This is a genomic window from Nostoc sp. PA-18-2419, from assembly GCF_005869855.1.
Lineage (GTDB): Bacteria > Cyanobacteriota > Cyanobacteriia > Cyanobacteriales > Nostocaceae > Nostoc.
Window position 1 is genome coordinate 25,556 of sequence record NZ_SZNH01000043.1, and the last position, 20,110, is coordinate 45,665.

Annotated in this window: 15 protein-coding genes; 8 read left to right on the plus strand and 7 right to left on the minus strand. The window is 38.9% G+C overall.

Features of this window, described 5'->3' with window-relative positions; genetic code table 11:
* Positions 1 to 6 precede the first annotated feature (6 nt).
* Positions 7 to 2,166: a Tex family protein gene (locus FCR06_RS27945; RefSeq protein ID WP_138505587.1), complete on the minus strand. Its 2,160-nt coding sequence runs from the start codon at positions 2,164 to 2,166 to the stop codon at positions 7 to 9.
* A 355-nt stretch (positions 2,167 to 2,521) separates the two neighbouring features.
* Here FCR06_RS27945 and FCR06_RS27950 point away from each other — a divergent pair, with 355 nt between their 5' ends.
* From FCR06_RS27950 to FCR06_RS27980, 7 genes are all read left to right on the plus strand, one after another.
* On the plus strand, positions 2,522 to 2,776 hold the full coding sequence (locus FCR06_RS27950) for a hypothetical protein (protein WP_138505589.1): 255 nt from the start codon (positions 2,522 to 2,524) through the stop codon (positions 2,774 to 2,776).
* A gap of 1,808 nt (positions 2,777 to 4,584) precedes the next feature.
* Positions 4,585 to 4,971, plus strand: a complete 387-nt coding sequence (locus FCR06_RS27955) for a DMT family transporter (RefSeq protein WP_138505591.1) — start codon at positions 4,585 to 4,587, stop codon at positions 4,969 to 4,971.
* A gap of 34 nt (positions 4,972 to 5,005) precedes the next feature.
* Positions 5,006 to 5,377: an EamA family transporter gene (locus FCR06_RS27960; protein ID WP_138505593.1), complete on the plus strand. Its 372-nt coding sequence runs from the start codon at positions 5,006 to 5,008 to the stop codon at positions 5,375 to 5,377.
* Positions 5,378 to 5,391: 14 nt separating this feature from the next.
* Entirely contained in the window at positions 5,392 to 6,759 is a 1,368-nt protein-coding gene (locus FCR06_RS27965) for an NAD(P)/FAD-dependent oxidoreductase (protein WP_223280332.1), read from the plus strand.
* 42 nt (positions 6,760 to 6,801) lie between these two features.
* Entirely contained in the window at positions 6,802 to 7,626 is an 825-nt protein-coding gene (locus tag FCR06_RS27970; RefSeq protein WP_138505595.1) for a glycosyltransferase family 2 protein, read from the plus strand.
* A 364-nt stretch (positions 7,627 to 7,990) separates the two neighbouring features.
* Positions 7,991 to 9,463: a TldD/PmbA family protein gene (locus tag FCR06_RS27975; RefSeq protein ID WP_138505597.1), complete on the plus strand. Its 1,473-nt coding sequence runs from the start codon at positions 7,991 to 7,993 to the stop codon at positions 9,461 to 9,463.
* Between the two features lie 257 nt (positions 9,464 to 9,720).
* Positions 9,721 to 11,061: a TldD/PmbA family protein gene (locus FCR06_RS27980; RefSeq protein WP_138505599.1), complete on the plus strand. Its 1,341-nt coding sequence runs from the start codon at positions 9,721 to 9,723 to the stop codon at positions 11,059 to 11,061.
* A gap of 60 nt (positions 11,062 to 11,121) precedes the next feature.
* Here FCR06_RS27980 and FCR06_RS27985 read toward each other — a convergent pair whose 3' ends face one another.
* The 4 genes from FCR06_RS27985 to mgtE all read right to left on the minus strand — a co-directional run bounded on the left by FCR06_RS27985 (position 11,122) and on the right by mgtE (position 15,282).
* Positions 11,122 to 11,562, minus strand: coding sequence for a pentapeptide repeat-containing protein (locus tag FCR06_RS27985; protein WP_138505601.1), 441 nt, complete (start codon positions 11,560 to 11,562; stop codon positions 11,122 to 11,124).
* Between the two features lie 508 nt (positions 11,563 to 12,070).
* Complete coding sequence (locus tag FCR06_RS27995; RefSeq protein WP_138505603.1) at positions 12,071 to 13,111, minus strand: aspartate carbamoyltransferase catalytic subunit; 1,041 nt, start codon at positions 13,109 to 13,111, stop codon at positions 12,071 to 12,073.
* A 199-nt stretch (positions 13,112 to 13,310) separates the two neighbouring features.
* On the minus strand, positions 13,311 to 13,922 hold the full coding sequence (locus FCR06_RS28000) for an O-methyltransferase (protein ID WP_138505605.1): 612 nt from the start codon (positions 13,920 to 13,922) through the stop codon (positions 13,311 to 13,313).
* A gap of 7 nt (positions 13,923 to 13,929) precedes the next feature.
* The gene (gene mgtE / locus FCR06_RS28005; protein WP_138505607.1) at positions 13,930 to 15,282 is read right to left on the minus strand and encodes a magnesium transporter; all 1,353 of its coding nucleotides are present in this window, start codon (positions 15,280 to 15,282) and stop codon (positions 13,930 to 13,932) included.
* Positions 15,283 to 16,173: 891 nt separating this feature from the next.
* Here mgtE and FCR06_RS28010 point away from each other — a divergent pair.
* Positions 16,174 to 19,386, plus strand: coding sequence for a glycoside hydrolase family 15 protein (locus tag FCR06_RS28010; protein ID WP_138505609.1), 3,213 nt, complete (start codon positions 16,174 to 16,176; stop codon positions 19,384 to 19,386).
* 185 nt (positions 19,387 to 19,571) lie between these two features.
* Here FCR06_RS28010 and FCR06_RS28015 read toward each other — a convergent pair whose 3' ends face one another.
* Both FCR06_RS28015 and FCR06_RS28020 read right to left on the minus strand, forming a co-directional pair.
* Positions 19,572 to 19,826, minus strand: a complete 255-nt coding sequence (locus FCR06_RS28015; protein WP_138505611.1) for a hypothetical protein — start codon at positions 19,824 to 19,826, stop codon at positions 19,572 to 19,574.
* A 48-nt stretch (positions 19,827 to 19,874) separates the two neighbouring features.
* The coding region (locus FCR06_RS28020) for a transposase (RefSeq protein WP_223280333.1) at positions 19,875 to 20,110 on the minus strand (236 nt) is incomplete at its 5' end.

Genomic DNA, 20,110 nt, shown 5'->3' on the forward strand with positions numbered 1-20,110 from the left:
TTCTAATTACTGCTTAACTGCTTTCATCGACAAACTAATTCGCTTGAGTTTCTCGTTGACTTCTAGTACCCGGACTTTGACTACTTGTCCTACCTTCACAATTTTCTTGGGATCGTCTACGAATCTATCAGCAAGTTGGGAAATATGCACCAAACCGTCTTGATGTACACCGATATCAACAAACGCACCAAAGTTGGCGACATTGCTGATCATTCCCTCTAATTCCATTCCTTCCTTTAAATCGGTAATTTCTTTAATTCCTTCTTTAAAGGTGGCGTACTTAAACTCAGCACGGGGATCTCTACCTGGTTTTTCTAGTTCGCTGAGGATGTCGCGCAGTGTCGGTTCACCGACGGTATCGGTTACGTATTTCTTCAGGTTGGTCTTTTTGAGTTTTTCAGCAATTTGTGTCACCTGATTTAATGGCACATTTAAATCAGATGCGATCGCTTCAACTACAGAATAACTCTCTGGATGCACTGCTGTATTGTCTAATGGGTTGTCACCACCGCGAATTCGTAGAAAACCCGCTGCTTGTTCAAAGGCTTTTGGCCCCAATTTCGGAACTTTCAACAGTTGGCGGCGATTTTTAAAGGCTCCATGCTGGTTGCGATGGGTGACAATATTATTGGCAACTGTTGGGGTAACTCCAGAAACAGAAGTTAGCAGTTCTTTGGAAGCGGTGTTTAAGTCTACGCCGACGTAGTTAACGCAGCTTTCTACAGTTTCCTCCAATTTCTTTTTCAACAACTTCTGATCGACATCGTGCTGGTATTGTCCCACACCAATGGATTTGGGATCGATTTTTACCAGTTCCGCTAAGGGATCTTGTAAACGACGGCCGATACTAATTGCGCCACGCACTGTAACATCTAAATCAGGAAATTCTTCGAGCGCCACTTTACTCGCAGAATATATAGATGCACCAGACTCGTTCACTATCACTTTAACTGGTTTGCGTTCTATATTTTGTAAGACTTGTGAGACAAACTCCTCTGTCTCGCGAGACGCTGTACCGTTACCTATGGCAATTAACTCAATTTTGTACTTTTCAATTAGATTTTTAATGATTTGTGCAGCTTTGAGTCTTTGTTCGGCAGCTTGGTGAGGGAATACCGCCTGGTATTCCAAAAATTTTCCTGTTTGGTCGAGGACAGCAACTTTACATCCAGTTCTAAATCCAGGGTCTATGGCTAGGGTTGGTTTCATTCCTGCGGGTGCAGACAACAGTAACTCCCGCAGATTTGCTTCAAATGTCTTGATTGATTCTATGTCTGCATAATCTTTTTTCTCAGAAATCACCTCCCCCATAAGAGAGATTTTAATTAAACGGTTGAATGCGTCCTTGAGCATCGATTGATAAAAATCCCGAATTGTTTGGACTTTGGTTTTAATTTCTTGGGACTCAAGATAATAAAGTACCGTATCCTCATTGAAAGCAATTTCAAAGCTCAATACTTTCTCAGTTTCACCCCGACACAAGGCCAGCATATTGTGGGGTGCAATATTTTTTACTTTAATTTGATAGTCACGGTACATTTCAAATTTGGTTGTACCTTCGGGATAATCGTTTTTGATGCGAGAGACGAATACCCCTTCTTCTAAAAGATAATCGCGAATATATGCCCGTAAATCAGCTTTTTCGGCTATTTCTTCGGCTAAGATGTCAGCTGCACCTTTGAGCGCTTCTTGTGCTGTTTTTACTCCCTTGGTTTCGGAAATATATTTAGCCGCAGCTTCTTCCAATGAAGCTGTTGCAGCATTTTTGACATTTAGTGACTTGATGAACTCCGCTAGGGGTTCGAGTCCTTTTTCTCTAGCGAGAGTAGCGCGGGTGCGTCGCTTTGGTCGATACGGTAAGTACAGATCTTCAAGTTCGGTTTTTTGTAAACAGGATGCGATTTTCGCTTTGAGTTCATCAGTGAGTTTACCTTGTTCGGCGATCGCATTTAAAATGACAGACTTACGTTCTTCCAGTTCTGTTAAATAAGTATATCTATCAGCCAGATCGCGAAGTTGCACTTCATTCATTTCATCAGTGCGCTCTTTACGGTAACGTGCAATAAACGGAATCGTTGCACCCTCGGCCAAAAGTTCTAGCGCATTTTGCACCTGATGGGATTTAAGTCCTAATTCAGTTGCCACTAATTGAGGAATGTTCAGCATTGAGTCTTTCAGGTGAAAATCCTACTGTTAAAGGTAATATGCTAAATCGTTTTCTTGAGGTCAGCCAAAGTTTTAAGCTAATTTACCAGATAACTGCTCGCCCGAGTAAAATTTCGCCGTTATGCTTCATCTCCATTATCCCCTTTACCACCATACCAACTGGTGTGCGACATTTTGTCATCCAGCCACGGTCAAAGTGTCAAATACAAGAGTGTATAATCTTAACTTTCTATAAGATTTATATCGATGGACTATTGTAGCTAAAACCTTCTTAGATGTAAAATTAACCACAATTCCAAAAAGCATTTCAATCTCTTTATAAAGACCGCAATTTTTAGTCCATAGGTAATTGATAATGGCTTTGTTTTTCCTGATACCACTGTGTACTGCTTTAGCTACTGGGTACTTTTTTAAAAAGAGTACTGATGAAGTTGCATATCTTGCAGGTGTATTTGCAGCTATTAGCCTGATTTTGAGTTTAGTATTAGCACCTTGGCAGATTCAGTTTGGATTGTTGATCCTTGTCTTTATTATTACTAACAAACTTTTGCAAGAAAATGACTCTAAACAAACTCAATTTACAGCAAAAGCACCCAGAGAAACTAAATGAGCTCAATCATTAAGAATTAAATTTTTTAAACTTTAAACTATTGAGGATTATCATACAGATAATCCAATAATCCCCTCGGCAGTAATTTTTTAGACTGTGCTTATAATCAACCCCAGCATCAAATCACGTTTGACAATCAAATCTGAGGGAGGATTTTTTCGTTGACTTTGTATCTAAAGTAACTGTTAACAAAGTTTCATCATCAAATATCTACATTATGAAATTGTTACGCTGAGAAAAAAAACAATTATAATTCTCGTTTTCGTTCTGTATTTTCTTTTAAAAAAGGTATATTTTGTACGAATAATTAGTAATTGTTTAGCCTGTTGTTCAAGTTGAAATTCTATTTGAGCAAAGCAAACTCTAAGCTTAACGATTTGTTTATACTCTAAACCTAAAGTCCTATCTTCCGCAAATATTAGTATCGAGAAGGACTGTTATTTAATTGCGTGAAAAAACTCACCATCAGCTTCAAAAGGCTGATTCCCTATTTGCTAAGACCACTTGACAGTAGTTGCTCATGAGGGGAACACTCAAGACCAACAAAGTGGCTCTTCCCTAGTGAAAGCAAATAAGTTCAAAAATCAAAGCAGATTAATATATGAAGTTTTTATTAAATAAATTTTAGTAAGATAAATTTTTGGTGTTAAATTGCTGTTTTTTAGAAGTCTAGCATCCAACACTTAAAAAATATATAAATTTTAATAAATAAAAATTTATACAAAAGAGACAGTCTATTTTATGAAGTTTTTGTTTAAGTATATTTTTGGCAAGTAAATTTTTGATGAAGCGTGACGATAAATTTGCAACATGCTTTTATCGTGGTATTCTAGTAAGTAATTAAATGTAGCAATAAATAAGGAAAAATAACCTATTTAAAACTACATGAAGTCAAGAAAAATCAACAAAAATTCACCATACATAATACTAATAATGTAAAAACACTCAAATCCAATTCAATTGCTGTTAACTTCAACCATCTCAACCGACGCTACTTTAAATTAACGCTTACTCCTATCAAAGACTAATTTGGACATTGAGTAAAATTCCCATAAACCTGTAAAGCAATTCATCTATCTTAAGACTCTCCTTAAGAGTGAGGGAGATTTTCCGAACTGTTGCGTTTCCATGTCCAAAAAGAGCAATTATACAAATTAAATGATGTAGTTTACAGGTATAACGATGATTTAGAAGATAGTTTATATAAGCTAGTGAGTTAAGAAACTTTTCTGTAGCAAATTCAGGAAAATTATCAATTTACCTAAGTTATGATATATGAGTTAATGGCTTGACTAGTTCAGTAGTCTGTTCAACAAGATTTCTATAGCAGGATACATATAACTGATGAAACTTTATGAATGGATTAATGAAAAATTTTGGCAATCCATTTTTACTCGCTTAAATGTTAAGAATGAGTATTCTTTAAAGATTCAGCGATCACGTACTGATAAAATTTATCTAGAGCTAATTTATAGCAAAGCTCTCAACTGCTATCGATGATCGTGTGTGACCTTTATTTAGATATTAGTCATAAATTATAACTAGGTGGCAGCGAAAATATCAGACACTGCCACCATACAGTAGCTACATATAAGGCGTATATTATTTAGTTGTTAACTTTAGGACATGAGCTTCTATGGTAATTCTGATCTCAGTTCTTTCAAACAAACCTTCTTAAATTATGTTGTCTATTTACTGAAGTGGGAGGTGAAATTTTAGAGGAGGTGTGACCAAAATCCAAAGCGTTCAAAAGGACAGGTTACTACTGTCTGGTTTCTAGCTACTATTTCCATTGAGGCAAGTAGATTATGAAATTTATATCACAAATATCACGCTTTCAAATAACTTCTTATATCATCTTAGCGATCAGTATTTTATTTAGTATTTCCGGACAATTGCTGATGAAGCATACCATGAGTAATAGCAGTCATGAAGGACTATTTACCTGGGAATTTCTTCAACAATTGACCTTATCTGTGGCTGTTTACTGTTTAGGGATAGTAACTTGGATATTGGCTTTGCGAAATGTTAAATTGAGTATTGCTTATCCAGTAACTAGTTTAAACTATGTGGGGATACTTTTCGGTTCATATTATTTTTTTAATGAAGTGATTACAGTAAGCAGAATATTAGGAGTATTTACGATTTTTGTTGGTGTTCTTTTAGTAGTTATTCCCCAGAAAAATTCTCATTAATTTATAGTTAATTACAGAATAAAGTATTAAAAAGATGAACATTATTAATTGGCTAAATTTAATGTTTGTAGTTTTGTTTGGAACAGTAGCTAACTTATCGCTAAAGTATGGACTTTACGTTTCTAATCCTGACATTTCTAATCCTGCCAAACAAGCAAGCCCATCCATCCGCAATCTCATATTCTCTCGTTATTTTGTAATCTGGTTTATCTGCTATGCTTTTATGACTTTATTATGGCTGTATGTATTGCGGACAGTTCCTTTAAGTAAAGCATTTCCAGTTTTGGGATTAATGTATGCACTTATACCGATCGCCTCTCACCATCTTCTTAAAGAAAAGGTTGTATTTAGCCAGTGGTTGGGAATTTCAATTATCATCACTGGTGTAATTCTTGTTGTACACTAACAGATCAATCGGTTATGAATGTACAACAAAGTCATAAGAGAAACTTTGAACAACATTCCTATAAAAATCTAAAGTTTATGAAAATTGGCATCATTGGCGGAGGAATAACTGGGTTAGTATTAGCCCAACGTCTTTCACACCAAGGACATATAGTAACTGTTTTTGATAACAACAACCAGCTTGGTGGACTCACCACCTATCACGATTACGGCTTATTTACCTGGGATCGCTTTTATCACGTTATCTTACCTTCTGATACTCATTTAATAAATTTTATTAGAGATATTGGGCTTGGAGATAAACTACGTTGGCATCGTAGTTTAACAGGGTTTTATGACAAGAAAAAATTTTATTCAATCAGTAATGCTGTAGAATTTCTGCGCTTTCCTTTGTTTGGACTGATAAGTAAAATTAGATTAGCTTTTACTCTTTTATATGGTTCGCGCGTTCAGAATTGGCAACGTTTAGAAAAAATTTTAGTTGAAGATTGGCTATTAAAACTTGGTGGTAGAAACACATACGAAAAGCTTTGGAAACCCTTACTTCTCTCAAAATTGGGAGATAACTATAAGCGAATATCAGCTGTTTTTATTTGGGCTTATATTAGAAGACTATTTTCAGCTCGGGATTCTTCATTAAGTAAAGAACAACTTGGTTATGTCTCTGGGGGTTACAAGACTGTAATAGACCGTTTAGAACAATTAATTAACGCAAGTGGAGGTGATATTCGCACGAGTACTGCGGTAGAATATATCGCACCTGCTCAACAGGGTGGAATTTGGGTAGAATCTCAAGGGAAAAAGGAACATTTCGATAAAGTCATTTTTACTGGGCCAGTTAATATCCTCCAGCAGGTTGTTGCAAATGGACTAGTGAAAATTTCTCAGACTCGGGAAACAGTAGAGTACCTGGGTGTCATTTGCATGGTACTTATTACTCGCAAGGCTTTAATTCCTTATTACGTAGTAAATATTGCCGATAGAAATATTCCCTTTACCGGAGTTATCGGGATGAGCAATCTAGTTTCTTTGCAAGAAACGGCAGGGTATCACATGACATTTTTACCAAAATATATACTTTCCACTGACCCGTTGTTAAAACAGCCAGATAGCGAATTGCGCCAACAATTTTTTCAAGCCATAGGTTTGATGTTCCCAGAACTTAAACAAGATGACATTGTAGCAGCACACATTAATCGAGCGATGAAAGTTCAGCCACTACAAGTTTTAGACTATTCAAGTCTTGTTCCCCAAGTGAGTACTGAAAACCCTGACTTTTTCGTTGTCAATACCTCACAGTTCGTGAATGATAGCGTCAATAACAACGCAGTTGTCAGACACGTCGATGAATTTCTCAAGAAATCAACATTACTGAATTCTTGAAATTTGAGTAGTGGTATTTTGCAAATTACACGAGGCATTAATATGAGTCTTTTTGTTCTTTTACCTGCATACAACGAATCAGAATCAATTCGCCCGTTGTTCCAAAGATTTCAGACATTGCAGCAAATCTCTAAGATGGACATTCAACTAATTTTAGTTGATGATGGCAGTAGCGATCGCACTGCTGAAACTGCGATCGAAGAATCTCAAACGCTCGGTATATCACTGAGATTAGTACAACATCCTAAAAATGCTGGTTTAGGTCAAGCAATCAAAACAGGCTTCACAACTTTTTTAGACATTTCTCAAGAAGGGGATTTTTTAGCCGCAATGGATTGTGATGATACTCAACCACCAGAACTGTTAATCAAGATGTATGAGACAGTGATAGCTGGTGGTTATGATATTGCGATCGCATCTAGATATCGCAAAGGCTCTAAAGTCATCGGCTTATCAAAATTTAGAGAGTTTATGAGCTACGGAGCAAGTTGGCTATTTAGGATTGCAGCACGCGTACCAGGTGTCAGAGATTACACTTGTGGTTATCGGCTGTATAACCGTACTTTCCTCAGTAAACTTGATATGTATTATGGCGACAATCTCTTCACAGAAAGTGGATTTGCTTGCATGATAGATTTACTGTTGAAAGCCAAAGTATTCAAACCCAGAATCGTAGAAATTCCAATGGTTTTGCGATACGATCAAAAGCCGACTGCCAGCAAAATGAAAGTTCTCAAAACTATTGTTCGGACACTGAAGGTTTTGTTGAAGAATCTATCATCTACAACAGCAACTCCTAATTTAGATCTAACTTTTAACGAACGACAAACAACAAGAATTCCGCTGAAAATTGCAAATCGTAAATAAACCTCACAAGGAGAGTTGGGATCAAATTAAGCTGGTCGCCAAACAAAATTACATATTTAGTAGGAGTTATAATAATTCCTAATTCGTAATTATCACCCCATACCTATTAGCATTTTGTAGCTCTTTTGGTTAACAAAAGTGCAAGCTAAATATATATAAGTGCATCTCATTTATTGGAACCATAATCTTTTTTAGGGGCGTACACCTGTACGCCCATTCATGGTTTAGTTAGCTCAAAATTTTGTCATAGGAGGGAAATCCACACTGCCTTTCTGCCAACTGTAGCTTTCACTGATTTGTTAGACTGAACACACCAGAATTTTTCAGTCAAATCTCTGAATTACGCCAGCAGACGAGGCTATCCATGCTTACAAGTACGCTACTTCTCTCTAATCAACTTCCCACCTTACAATATTCCTCCACCCCAGAGCGTTTTGATGAAACCTGGGAAGCCCCCCTGGCTACCCTCTTGGGACTAGGACGCGCCGCTGGCGCTGACTTTATCGAATTTTTCTTAGAACGTCGCAATTACATTAGTTGTCTTGCAGAAGACGACGCCATCACTAGTATTTCACCGAGTTTGTCTACAGGCGCGGGAGTGAGAGTGTTTCGTGGTAAAGCTGATTGCTATGTCAGTACTAATGACGTTTCCTTTTCCGGTTTGAAAGCAGCCTTAGAAAAAGGGCTTTCGATTATGGGATTACAACTACCCGCACCTCGTTCGTTCATCCCAGAAATCAACCTCGAATTACTTAGAGATTACGCTACCAAAAGAGGTAAAGATGCATGGCTACCAGTGTGTAGTTCCATCAGGGAAATGGGAGAAGTCCTCCTCGATGGTACTGCTTACCTGAACCAAAAAGCTACCCATGTCCAATCACGCCGCGCTAGTTATTTTCGAGATTGGCAAGAAGTTTTAGTTGCCGCCAGTGATGGTACTTTTGCCCGTGACATTCGCCTCACCCAATCAGTAGGATTTAACTTGTTGTGTGCCGATGGTGCTAACCGTACCTCAATTGGCGATCGCGCTGGTAACACTAGCGATGCCAACTTTTTAAGAACCTGGGATTATCAACAAGCCGCCGAAAAAATCGCTGAATCTGCTGGAAAAATGCTCTATGCAGATTACGTAGAATCAGGTACTTACCCCATTATTATGGCCAATCACTTTGGTGGGGTAATCTTCCACGAAGCCTGCGGACACCTGTTAGAAACCACTCAAATTGAACGCAATACCTCTCCCTTTGCTAACAAAAAAGGCGAAAAAATTGCCCACGAAAGTTTAACAGCTTGGGATGAAGGACGTTCTGAAAATGCCTTCGGAACAATTGATATGGATGACGAAGGTATGCCTGCTCAAAGAACCCTATTAATTGAAAAAGGCGTTCTTAAAAACTTCTTAGCAGATAGAACAGGTTCTACACTCACCGGACACCCCAGAACAGGAAGTGGACGCCGCCAAAATTACACCTTTGCCGCCGCTAGCCGGATGCGTAATACTTATATTGATTCTGGCGATTACACCCTTGAAGATTTATTTGCCTCTATTGATAAAGGTATTTACTGTAAAAAAATGGGTGGTGGTAGCGTTGGTGCTACAGGTCAATTTAACTTTGGTGTCGATGAAGCTTATTTGATTGAAAAAGGCAAAATTACCAAACCGTTAAAAGGAGCAATTTTGATTGGTGAAGCTACGGAAATTATGAATAAAATTTCCATGTGTTCCCAAGATTTAGAAATTGCACCTGGTTTTTGTGGTTCCGTCAGCGGTAGCATCTACACCACAGTTGGACAACCACACATCAAAGTTGATTCTATTACCGTAGGTGGACGATAAAATTTTTAAATTTTAGATTTGGGATTTTGGACTGAGTTGAAGGTTAGAACAAAGCATCTGACATAATCTAATTTAAAATTTGGGATTTTGAATATTGCAATCCCAAATTGCTCAAACATTTTAGAGCAACTAATTTTAAATAGGGAATAAATCCAAATGCTGAAACTTGMCGATTGCTTTGTAACATCCAAAATCCCAAATCTAATATTCAAAAGAAAATCGCCGCCAATTTAAAACTCCAAATCTAAAATTAGACTATGCCGAATATCAATGAAATTGCAACTTCTGCCAGGGATAACGCTGATAGACTTGGCATCAAGAAATTTGACATCTACGGCTCAACAGTAGACGATACTAGCGTCCAAGTAGACCAAGGTGAGCCAAAACAAGTCAAAGCCTCAAACCGCTCTGGTGTTACTGTTCGTGTCTGGAATGAAGATAATACAATGGGTGTTACCAGCACCACAGATGTCGATTCCAAAGGATTAGAATTAGCTTTGAAAACTGCCTACGAAGCCAGTTTTTTTGGTGTTAAGGAAAATGTCCCCGATTTTAGTCCAGAAGCTACTATTCCTATCCCGAATGAATCTCAGGATAAGACACCGCAAGCACCTGTCACTGAACTGATAAACAAACTATTGCTAGCCGAAAAAGAATTACTAGCAGCCCATCCAGCAATTAAAGGTGTACCGTATAATAGCTTAGCCCAAAGAGATATTGACAGATTTTATCTCAATAGTGACGGTGCATTGAGAACTGAATCTCACTCCTTGGCATCAGTTTATCTTTATAGCAAAACTGAGGAAGAAGGAAAAAAACCTCGCAGTGCAGGCGCTTTTAGAATTAACCATCGTTTAGATAATCTAGACATTAATGGTTGCATTAAAGAAACCGCAGACAAAACTATCAGCCACTTGAATTATGAAAAAATTCACACTGGTAAATATCGAGTTGTTTTCTCACCGGAGGCTTTCTTAAGTTTATTGGGCGCTTTTTCTAACTTGTTCAATGCCCAAAGTATTTTAGATAATCAAAGTTTGTCTACTGCTGACGATTTAGGTAAGCAAATTGCTTCTCCCTTGCTCTCAGTTTGTGATGATGGACTACACCCAGCTAATATAGGTGCAGAGAGTTTTGATGGTGAAGGAACTCCAACTCGTCAAATATCGTTGATTGAAAATGGTGTTTTAAAAAGCTTTCTTCATAGTGCTGGCACTGCTAAAAGGTTAAATGCCCAGCCAACAGGTAATGCTAGTATTGGGGCAAAAGTTAGCGTCAGCCCGAATTTCTATCACGTTTTTACAACAGCAACTCCAGAACAGGAATTAAGTTTAGAAACAGCGGAGAATGTGATTTTGATCGATGATTTGCGCGCTCTTCATGCAGGCGTTAAATCATTACAAGGTTCTTTTTCTTTGCCATTTGATGGCTGGCTAGTTAACAAGGGTGTGAGAACGAGTATTGAATCAGCAACGGTTGCTGGAGATTTCTTGGAACTCTTGATGTCAATTATTTATGTAGAAAAAGAGGTCGAGTTAACCCCAGGAGGAGTTTGTCCAAAAATATGGGTTAATGAGTTATCGATTACTGGTGAATAAAATTTAACAACTACAGAGTTAGGAGTTAAATTTAACTCTTAACTCATTATTAATTGCTCGCTAGTATTCACCACCAATACTAATAGCAGTATTAAAGACATCAGCACCGCTTAAATCGATATTAGCCATAATAGCGCCATCTACGTCACTATTATATAAACGGGCATTAGTCATATTAACGTTGGTCAGATTAGCATTACTTAAGATAGTATCACTGACGAATGCTTGTTTTAAATTAGCAGATTTCAAATTAGCTCCGGTTAAGTCGGCACCTTCTAAATTGGCGCCTTCCAAGTTAGCACCTTTTAAATTTGCATTTCTCAAGTCAACACCGATTAAATGAGCGCCCTTGAGGTTTACTCCTGTTAAATCGCATCCATAACATTCTCTAGTTTCCAGCAAACGCCGGACAGGGGCGGAGTTTTCAGCTTTGACGGGAATAGGAGCAGCTAAAGATAGCGTGGTGAGTAAGGCTGCTGCCGTCAAAAATATTGGTTTCATTTTTATTTACCTCCGACACTTCTAGAAGTCGTGAAATTCTTGACTTCTCTTAACTTCTATCGTCTAAGTGTGCCAAAATTCCAGAGTTGTGTCCTCATGCGAGCGAAAGAATAGATATTTTCTCTGAGATTATGTATTTTTCCCTGAGATCGTCCTATGGGATTAAAATTAACAGATTGTTACCAATAACTTTAGGCATATATTGCTCTGCTATCAGTTTGGTAAAAGAAAATTCAGACTAAATTTTTAAATCTTAGATGGGGTAAGGGTTTGAGAGTTTATTTATTGACTAAACAGCGAAAACCAAGATTTTTGGTAAAAGCCTTGTCCCACAAGAGTTATAGATTATTCTTTGCAGAAAGTGATAAAACCAGACAGAGTGGTTAATTAATTCCCAGCAGCAACAAGTAGAAATTTATTGCCAAGAACAGAATGTAGAAGTGCTAATGCCTACACAATTATCTGCTGAAAATGTATTGCCAGGATTTAACTTGAGTCTATCCCGTTATTAAGACTTGCCGCTACCTAATAAATACAATAGCGCCATACGAACAGCAACACCGCTGGTAACCTGCGATTGAATCAGACTAAATTCTGGATCATCCATCAATTCAGAACTAATTTCAACACCACGGTTTACTGGGCCTGGATGCAAAACTTTGACATTAGATTTACAAAGTTGCAGCTTTGTGCGTGTAATGCCAAACAGCTGGTGATATTCTCGCAAACTTGGCAGTAAATGAGCCGTCATTCGTTCCTTTTGCAAGCGCAAAGTCATTACAAAATCAGCATCCTGTAAAGCTGGTTCTAGCTGCCAATGAAGGAATAGTTGAGGAGTGGGTGATGAGGGAGATGAGGAGATAATAAACTCCTCAGTTGTTAGTTCTGAGTGTTCCAAGATATACTCAGCGAATAACTTCGGTAAAAGTGTGGGTGGTGCTGCCAGGTGCACTTGGGCACCACTGGCGATGAAACTCCAGATATTTGATCGTGCCACACGAGAATGCAAAATATCCCCAACAATGGCAATCTTTTTATTCTTTAAAAGTTCCAGTCGCGGATGATTTGAGTCAATTAAAGTACAAATAGTAAATAAATCTAGCAGTGCTTGGGAAGGATGCTCGTGTTGACCATCGCCAGCATTCAGGACACTAACTCGTACACCTAAACGATCCATTTCAGCAGCGATCGCATTTGGTACTCCCGCCTCCCGATGCCGGACTACCATAATATCAGTTCCCATAGCCAAATAGGTCTTCGCCGTGTCGAGAATTGTTTCTCCCTTAGTCATCGAAGACGTGGCTGCGGCGAAGTTCAATGTATCTGCACTCAAGCGTTTCGCAGCAAGTTCAAAACTACTACGGGTGCGGGTAGAAGGTTCAAAAAATAAATTCGCTACTACATGTCCCTGTAAGGTTGGTACTTTCTTCGTCCGCCGCGATAGCACTTCCTGAAAAGAAGCAGCAGTTTGCAAAACAGTATCGTATTCAGCCGATGTGAAGTCAGATAGGGAGAGAACGTGGTGACGATTCCAGGTGGTTGTAGGCATAAATAGCAGTCAGTTTCCTGCATATAGAGCGATCGCGTCTCTACAGCTTTTTAATTTACATATGCAGAGGAAATGATATCACCTGTCTTATATCAGATTAGCTACTTGTTCTTTCTAGCATCAAAGATTTATATAACGCTTGTCAATTGGATAAGGTATTACATAAATCACTTAATTGTTCCCATCTCCCCCGAAAAAATCACTCTTTTAGCAATCCTGCGGCTGTCTGTCCTCTAACTTTCGCTGCAATTACTAACCCTGTAGACCAGTTAATTTTTGAAAGCGTCAAATCGCTCCTACATTCTAAGCTTGAAATGAGCTGGCTAGCTTTTGAAGCCTGATCCTCAGACCACATCGCTTGAGGCAACATATCATCAATAACGTACAAGCCACCCAACTTAAGCAAATTGAGCGTATCCTCAAGATAGCTATATTTTCCTACCCATGCATCAGCGAATATAAAATCAAACGTTTGAGCAGCTATTCTACCTAAAAAAATTGTCGCGTCCTCTGTATGGAAAACTACTCTTTGATCCTGACCCAAATACTTTTTAGCAACAGCTATCACTTTGTCATCTTGGTCAACTGAGATCAGCTTGGATTTCTGGTCCATACCGTTCAAAAGCCAAGCAGCAGAAACACCAGTTCCTGTACCCAGTTCAAGAAACATACCAGCAGGTTTGCTCGCAGCAAGCGTTCTTAGAAAAGAACCTGTCACTGAGTCTGAAGACATACGAAAATTTAGGGCTTCGGACTCTGCCCGAATGTGCTTCAAAACGTTAGGATACTTTAGATTTTCTTGGTCCTTCATACGTCCATTAACTTGGTAAATGTAATACCTGCAAAGCAAAGGAAATCAGGGTAAGGAACGTTAAAAACCCAATAGTATCTAACATTGTAGTCACCAACGGCCCGCTAACTAGGGCAGGGTCAAGCTTCAGCCGTGTCAAAGCCATTGGTAGTAAAGTACCGAGTGTAACAGCCACAATTGTATTAGTTGCCATTACCATTCCGGCAATTAAAGCCACCCATCGTTCTTGGGGTTGTGCCCAAATTAAAGAAAGCAGGGTCATCGTTGTGGCTAAAGCCAGAGCTGTACCAAAACCAGCTAGAAGTTCCTTGCGAAGAATTTTTAAGGTATCTTTGGGTGTTATTTCTCCCACTCCCAAGCCGCGAATTGTCACCGTTAATGATTGAATCCCAACAGTGCCACCAGTGTTAGAAAAAATCGGCATGATTACTGCTAAAACTGGCACTGCGGCAATTACAGATTGAAAAGGCGCGATCGCACTGGCTGCACCAATATATAGGGCCATAATGCCTAATAGCCAAGGCAAGCGATTACGGATAGTGAGAAAGGGAGAGGATAAAGCTGCTTCATCACCACCCACACCCGCTAGTTTTTGAATATCTTCTGTGGCTTCTTCCTCCAAAATATCCATCACATCATCAATGGTGACAATGCCCACCAGTCGGTCTTCTCGGTCAACCACAGGGATAGCGATTAAGTCGTAGCGCTGCATGATTCGCGCTACTTCTTCTTGGGGCGTTTCGGTTCTCACCTTGATGACGCGATCGCTGGCAATATCTTTGATGAAAACATCGGGGAAGGTAAAGAGCAACTGGCGCAGTGAAACTACTCTCACCAGCGTCCGATTATCATCTGTGACGTAGGCGTAGTAAATAGACTCCTTGTCTTCGTCCTGACGGCGGATTTTACTTAAGGCTTCGCCAACAGTCAATCCTTGCCGCAACCGGACATATTCGGTTGTCATCACCCGTCCAGCGGTGCCTTCTGGATAGCCGAGAATCGTTGCTGTTGCTTGCCTTTGTTCTGGACTTAATTCTTGCAACAACCGTTTAACCACCCCAGCAGGTAGTTCATCAAACAATTCTGCTCGTTCATCAGGACTCATTTCTTCTACAAGGTGAACTACTTGTACATCATGTAGGGAATTAATCAGTTCTTCCTTTACCTGAGTTGGCAAATATTCAAATACATCAGTTGCCTGATTTTTGTTGAGTAAACGAAATGCGATCGCCCTTTGTTTTTCAGGCAATTGTGTAATGAATTGTCCTACATCCACAGGTTGTAACTGATTTAAATCCCATTTCAACTGGCTTAAATCGGTAGCATCAAGCAGTGCATTCCGAAGATCCTGTGTGAGCATGATACATACCTCCTAAATATCTCCCCCGCGCTGGGAGACTCCCTCACCAGCTCAGAGGAGGTTAATACTGCCATCTTGTGGACTATGGTCCATAAAATTTCAACAATTCAATATCGAGATTTAAATCAAGCCGTCGCTAGTCATCATCCTAACCCGGAATCGCCATCTCCGGTAGATACTAGGTAATAGTATCCAGAATTTGTAACGTTATTCTCCAGTAACCAACTTCAAGCCTTGATTTTTAGGTAATTTTCGCGTCACTTCAAGTAGATTTTACTATTGTTAGAATTTATGTCAAGCCAATCAATATATTTACTGGCAAACTTCATACAGCTAAAATATTTCGGATGGTTGAATTCAAATAATTTAAATAAATATCAGCCCATAACAACTGTACGCTATTACGTCGAGTCTGTGTCGCATTTTTTTTAATACTATTAGCTTTTTATAAAAATTAGTATTTTGTGATATTAGTATTTACATACATAAGACATTTATTATTTAACTTTTACTAACTGAGCATGATTTTTATTGTAACGCACAGACATAATTAATCTCCTTTGATAGAAGCTTTTGTAGTGTTAAAAGGTTTTTATATCTAATTAGTTATTCAATGTATTTTTGGCTAATGTTGCCTACCTGAAAATTATCAAAATCTATTTAAAGCTAAGTATAAATTTGCACACATAGCTATAAAGATTTCAACAAATATCGTATTGTAGGTCAGATTTACTAAAATGCAGTATGCATAAGTCTATTAACAGGAGATAATAAGAAACTCCCACTACCCCGTGCTGTTGTCCATCAACCATTACAGAACTTCTGGTTAAACTTAGATAATTCACTTGACAGTTACGGGGCCGAACTTTACAAGCTGCTCTGAGCCGAATTATGAAAACATCTACCGAATTGCTAACTCGTTTAGAGTACTACTACCAGCAAATCAAGACAATCATCCTCGCTCGTCAAAATCCAATTACGGGTTTACTACCTGCAAGTACAGCAATTACAGCCCACGGCGATTATACTGATGCCTGGGTACGAGACAATGTTTACAGTATTTTAGCAGTTTGGGGTTTAGCACTTGCATACCGCAAGATTGATGAACACGAAGGACACACTTATGAACTGGAACATAGTGTCATCAAGCTGATGCGCGGGTTACTGTTTGCAATGATGCGACAGGCTCAAAAAGTAGAGACATTTAAACATACTCAATCGCTACTAAATGGTCTCCACGCCAAATACAATACTACGACGGGTGACATTGTTGTTGGTGATGATGAATGGGGACATTTGCAACTTGATGCCACATCTTTATTTTTACTGATGTTGGCACAAATGACCGCTACAGGATTGCAAATAATTTATACGATTGATGAAGTGAATTTCGTTCAAAATTTAGTTTATTACATTGGACGAGCTTACCGGACACCAGATTATGGGATTTGGGAACGTGGTAACAAAATTAATCGTGGTAATGCCGAGTTAAATGCCAGTTCTGTGGGTATGGCAAAAGCTGCTTTAGAAGCTCTCAATGGACTAGATTTGTTTGGTGTGCGTGGTAGTCAAGCATCAGTCATTCATGTGTTACCAGATGAAATCGCCCGTGCCCGAATTACTTTAGAATCACTATTACCGAGAGAATCTGGTTCCAAAGAAATCGATGCAGCGCTGTTGAGTATTATTAGTTATCCTGCGTTTGCAGTGGAAGATTCACAACTGTGCGATCGAACTTTAAATGATATTATCAACAAACTCGCAGGTAAATACGGTTGTAAACGCTTTCTACGTGATGGACATCAAACCGTTCTAGAAGATAGTCATCGCTTGCACTACGAACCTTGGGAACTCAAGCAATTTGAGCAGATTGAATGCGAATGGCCGTTATTTTTTACTTATTTAGTTTTAGATGGACTATTTCGTAGCAACCAAGAACAAGTTAAAAAATATCAAGAACTTTTATCATCATTACTTATAGAACAAAATGGTTTACATTTATTGCCAGAACTTTATTATGTTCCTTACCCAAACGTAGACGCAGAAAAGTTAGCACCTCAAACTCAACCACGTTTACCCAATGAAAATATTCCTTTAGTGTGGGCGCAAAGTTTATATCTACTTTGTCAAATGTTAAGTGAAAAGTTAATAACAGTTGGTGATATTGACCCATTAGGTAGACATTTGCGTGTTGGTAATCAACGCGAAGTTTTGGTACAAATTGCCTTGCTTGCAGAAGATGAAGATTTACAAACCAAACTGAAAGTTCACGGAATTGAAGCACAAACACCCACTCAATTAGAACCAATTCAGGTGAGAAATGCTGGCGAACTTTCAGCTATTTATACTAAAATCGGACATAACAAAAAACTTGGTTTAACTGGGCGTCCAGTGCGACGATTGCGAAGTTTAACAACATCGAGAATTTTTCGGATTCGCAATCAAACAATTATATTTTTACCCTCATTTCTAGATTCCCAGCAGTTTTACTTAACCCTCGATTATCATTTTTTGCTAGATCAAATCAGAAGTGAACTAGCTTACATTCAAAAATATTGGAGCGATTTAGGACGTCCTACTTTGACTTTAATGTTGACGCATACCATGTTAGAAATCGGTTCTGAGGTATTACTAGAACTAATGCAAGAACTTAAAGATGGTATTTGTAACGGTGTGCGAGTAAAATTAGGGCGGCTAAATCAGTTAATGCTAACAGCTGGAATCCAAAGAATTGATTTTCTCGAAGATGCAGAATTTTCTTTATCGCCTGTAAAAAATGCTGGGTTACATTGCTATTATCTGGGTTATCATCCTGAGAAAAGCTGGCGCTTAGGACATACCCAAGAATTTCAAATGGAGTATGAAACCAACTTAGGGTTATTACTTTCTTATTTGCGCTCATCAGAAAATCTTTACGAGCAAATTGAGTTATTACAAACTTTGACTCGCTTGCAAGGAATGGAATTTGATACGGGATATGGCGGCCCCGGATATGCTGTCACAGTAGCCGATTTATTAGACGAAGTTTACACCAAAGCCGGAGATTTAGGCATTTGGGCGGTGGTACGTCGGGCTGCGGGGTTGCGTCAAATGGTTGATATCAGCTTATCAGATGCAGTCACGAGTATTTTGGTGCAAGGTAAGCAAATTGCTGTGGGTAAAGCTTATAGTGAAGCGTCCTTAATTACCGTACCGATGTCCCACGATGAAATTGCTGATAAAATTAATCATTTTTGTCGTGAGGATATAAGCGATCGCGTCCTTACCCAAGAAATTTTAATCTATCTGGGAATCTTAATCAAATCCGAACCCCAGCTATTTCAGGGACTACTGACACTAAGAGTCGGCTATCTGATTTTATTAATTACCAGCGAACTAACGCGGGAATTAGATGTCACTCAAGATGAAGCATACGACTACTTAATGCAACTTTCACCCTTTGAAGTGAAAATGCGCTTGCGTCAGGTATTAACTGGATATACTGGCATGAGTAACTTGTTACGCCAGCAAGAATCATTGCACGTCAAGCAAAAAGAAAGTGATATTGCTTGGGTGGTGTTACCAACAATTTCAGAAGAAATTCAAGTTCCTCCAAGTGGTTGGCGGCGATTTCGCCAAGGTGAGGGAGCAACAGGGCGAGTACCAAAAGGCTTTTTTGTGCAAATTTGGCTATTAATGCAACATTGCAAAGGCTTAGTAATTGGTGATAAATTAGAGCGCCGCAATCGTTTAGATAGTGAATTAATGTTATCGGAAATGACAGCAGGAGAAAGAAATTTTGCTTTATTAGTTGAGCATCTGCTGAATAAAATTGAAGCTCCAGAGTACCGCCAAGTTAATATTGAAGCATTAATCGAACTAGCAGCGATCGCCGCAAATAATCCCCAACTGCAAATCGAAGAATATATAGTATTAGATGTGTTAATCGGTCATGCAGTCCGATTAGCATGGTTAGAACACCATCCCGAACGAGGCGATCGCTATGATGAAGATAAGGCGAGTGCGTGGCGATCGTTTTACAACACCTCACCTAGAGATTGTGCCAGTTATATTTTGAAAGCCTTCAGGTTCTTGACGCAGTTTGCTGAAGCTACCCCTATTTAGTTGCTGTAGGCGAGGGTATGTTACATTCCTTTTACAGTATGCCAAAGAAATATATTAAGACACAGACCTTGAATAATTAATTATCCATTTGTTTGTTTTGGCATCACGCAGCAACCATAAACGTATAGACTCTGGTTCCGATAATTTTTGAGTTTCTTTCATCAAATATTTTAAAGTAATTTTTACTACGGCAGAGTTACTATTTTGTTAGCGATCGCCAACAGATCCCGCAGTGCAATCTCAGGAAAACGCAATCCTACATAGCCTCCATAAGTAGCCGTGGCTGTCCAGCGTAGGTTTGGATTATTCACTGTACTCCAATGATGTAGCAAACCCATAACTTGTGGAGCCAGATCGCTTTCAAATACTGGAATAGTGAGGGCTTGTGCGGCTAATCTCTGCAAACGGCGATCGTCACAATTTGCCCAAGGCCGCAGCACTTTTTCTAGAACAAAACCGAAAGCATACTTACTTAACCTGAGTTCGGGTTAAGCTGTTTGAGATAAAAGCCAGTCCATCTGAAGGCTAGGTTTCTTAGGTTGGTGGCAATAAGCGATTAATCCGCACAGAACGTTAACGCAAAAATTTACGGGGCTTCGGTGTCGGGAATGTTCAATCTGAGAAATATTTTTGAGTTGGTCGTTAATGGTTTCAATGATGGAGCGTTTACGGGATAAAAGCTTGTCATGCAGAAGCATAAGCTTATTTTTCATGTTGCGACGGG

Bases quoted from the DNA above. Each gene is read 5' to 3' on its own strand.
- FCR06_RS27985 (WP_138505601.1), bottom strand. From the start codon at position 11,562: ATGAAACCAATATTTTTGACGGCAGCAGCCTTACTCACCACGCTATCT.
- FCR06_RS28000 (WP_138505605.1), bottom strand. From the start codon at position 13,922: ATGAAGGACCAAGAAAATCTAAAGTATCCTAACGTTTTGAAGCACATT.
- mgtE (WP_138505607.1), bottom strand. From the start codon at position 15,282: ATGCTCACACAGGATCTTCGGAATGCACTGCTTGATGCTACCGATTTA.
- FCR06_RS27970 (WP_138505595.1), top strand. From the start codon at position 6,802: ATGAGTCTTTTTGTTCTTTTACCTGCATACAACGAATCAGAATCAATT.
- FCR06_RS27995 (WP_138505603.1), bottom strand. From the start codon at position 13,111: ATGCCTACAACCACCTGGAATCGTCACCACGTTCTCTCCCTATCTGAC.
- FCR06_RS27960 (WP_138505593.1), top strand. From the start codon at position 5,006: ATGAACATTATTAATTGGCTAAATTTAATGTTTGTAGTTTTGTTTGGA.
- FCR06_RS28010 (WP_138505609.1), top strand. From the start codon at position 16,174: ATGAAAACATCTACCGAATTGCTAACTCGTTTAGAGTACTACTACCAG.
- FCR06_RS27945 (WP_138505587.1), bottom strand. From the start codon at position 2,166: ATGCTGAACATTCCTCAATTAGTGGCAACTGAATTAGGACTTAAATCC.
- FCR06_RS27980 (WP_138505599.1), top strand. From the start codon at position 9,721: ATGCCGAATATCAATGAAATTGCAACTTCTGCCAGGGATAACGCTGAT.
- FCR06_RS27975 (WP_138505597.1), top strand. From the start codon at position 7,991: ATGCTTACAAGTACGCTACTTCTCTCTAATCAACTTCCCACCTTACAA.
- FCR06_RS27965 (WP_223280332.1), top strand. From the start codon at position 5,392: ATGAATGTACAACAAAGTCATAAGAGAAACTTTGAACAACATTCCTAT.
- FCR06_RS27950 (WP_138505589.1), top strand. From the start codon at position 2,522: ATGGCTTTGTTTTTCCTGATACCACTGTGTACTGCTTTAGCTACTGGG.
- FCR06_RS27955 (WP_138505591.1), top strand. From the start codon at position 4,585: ATGAAATTTATATCACAAATATCACGCTTTCAAATAACTTCTTATATC.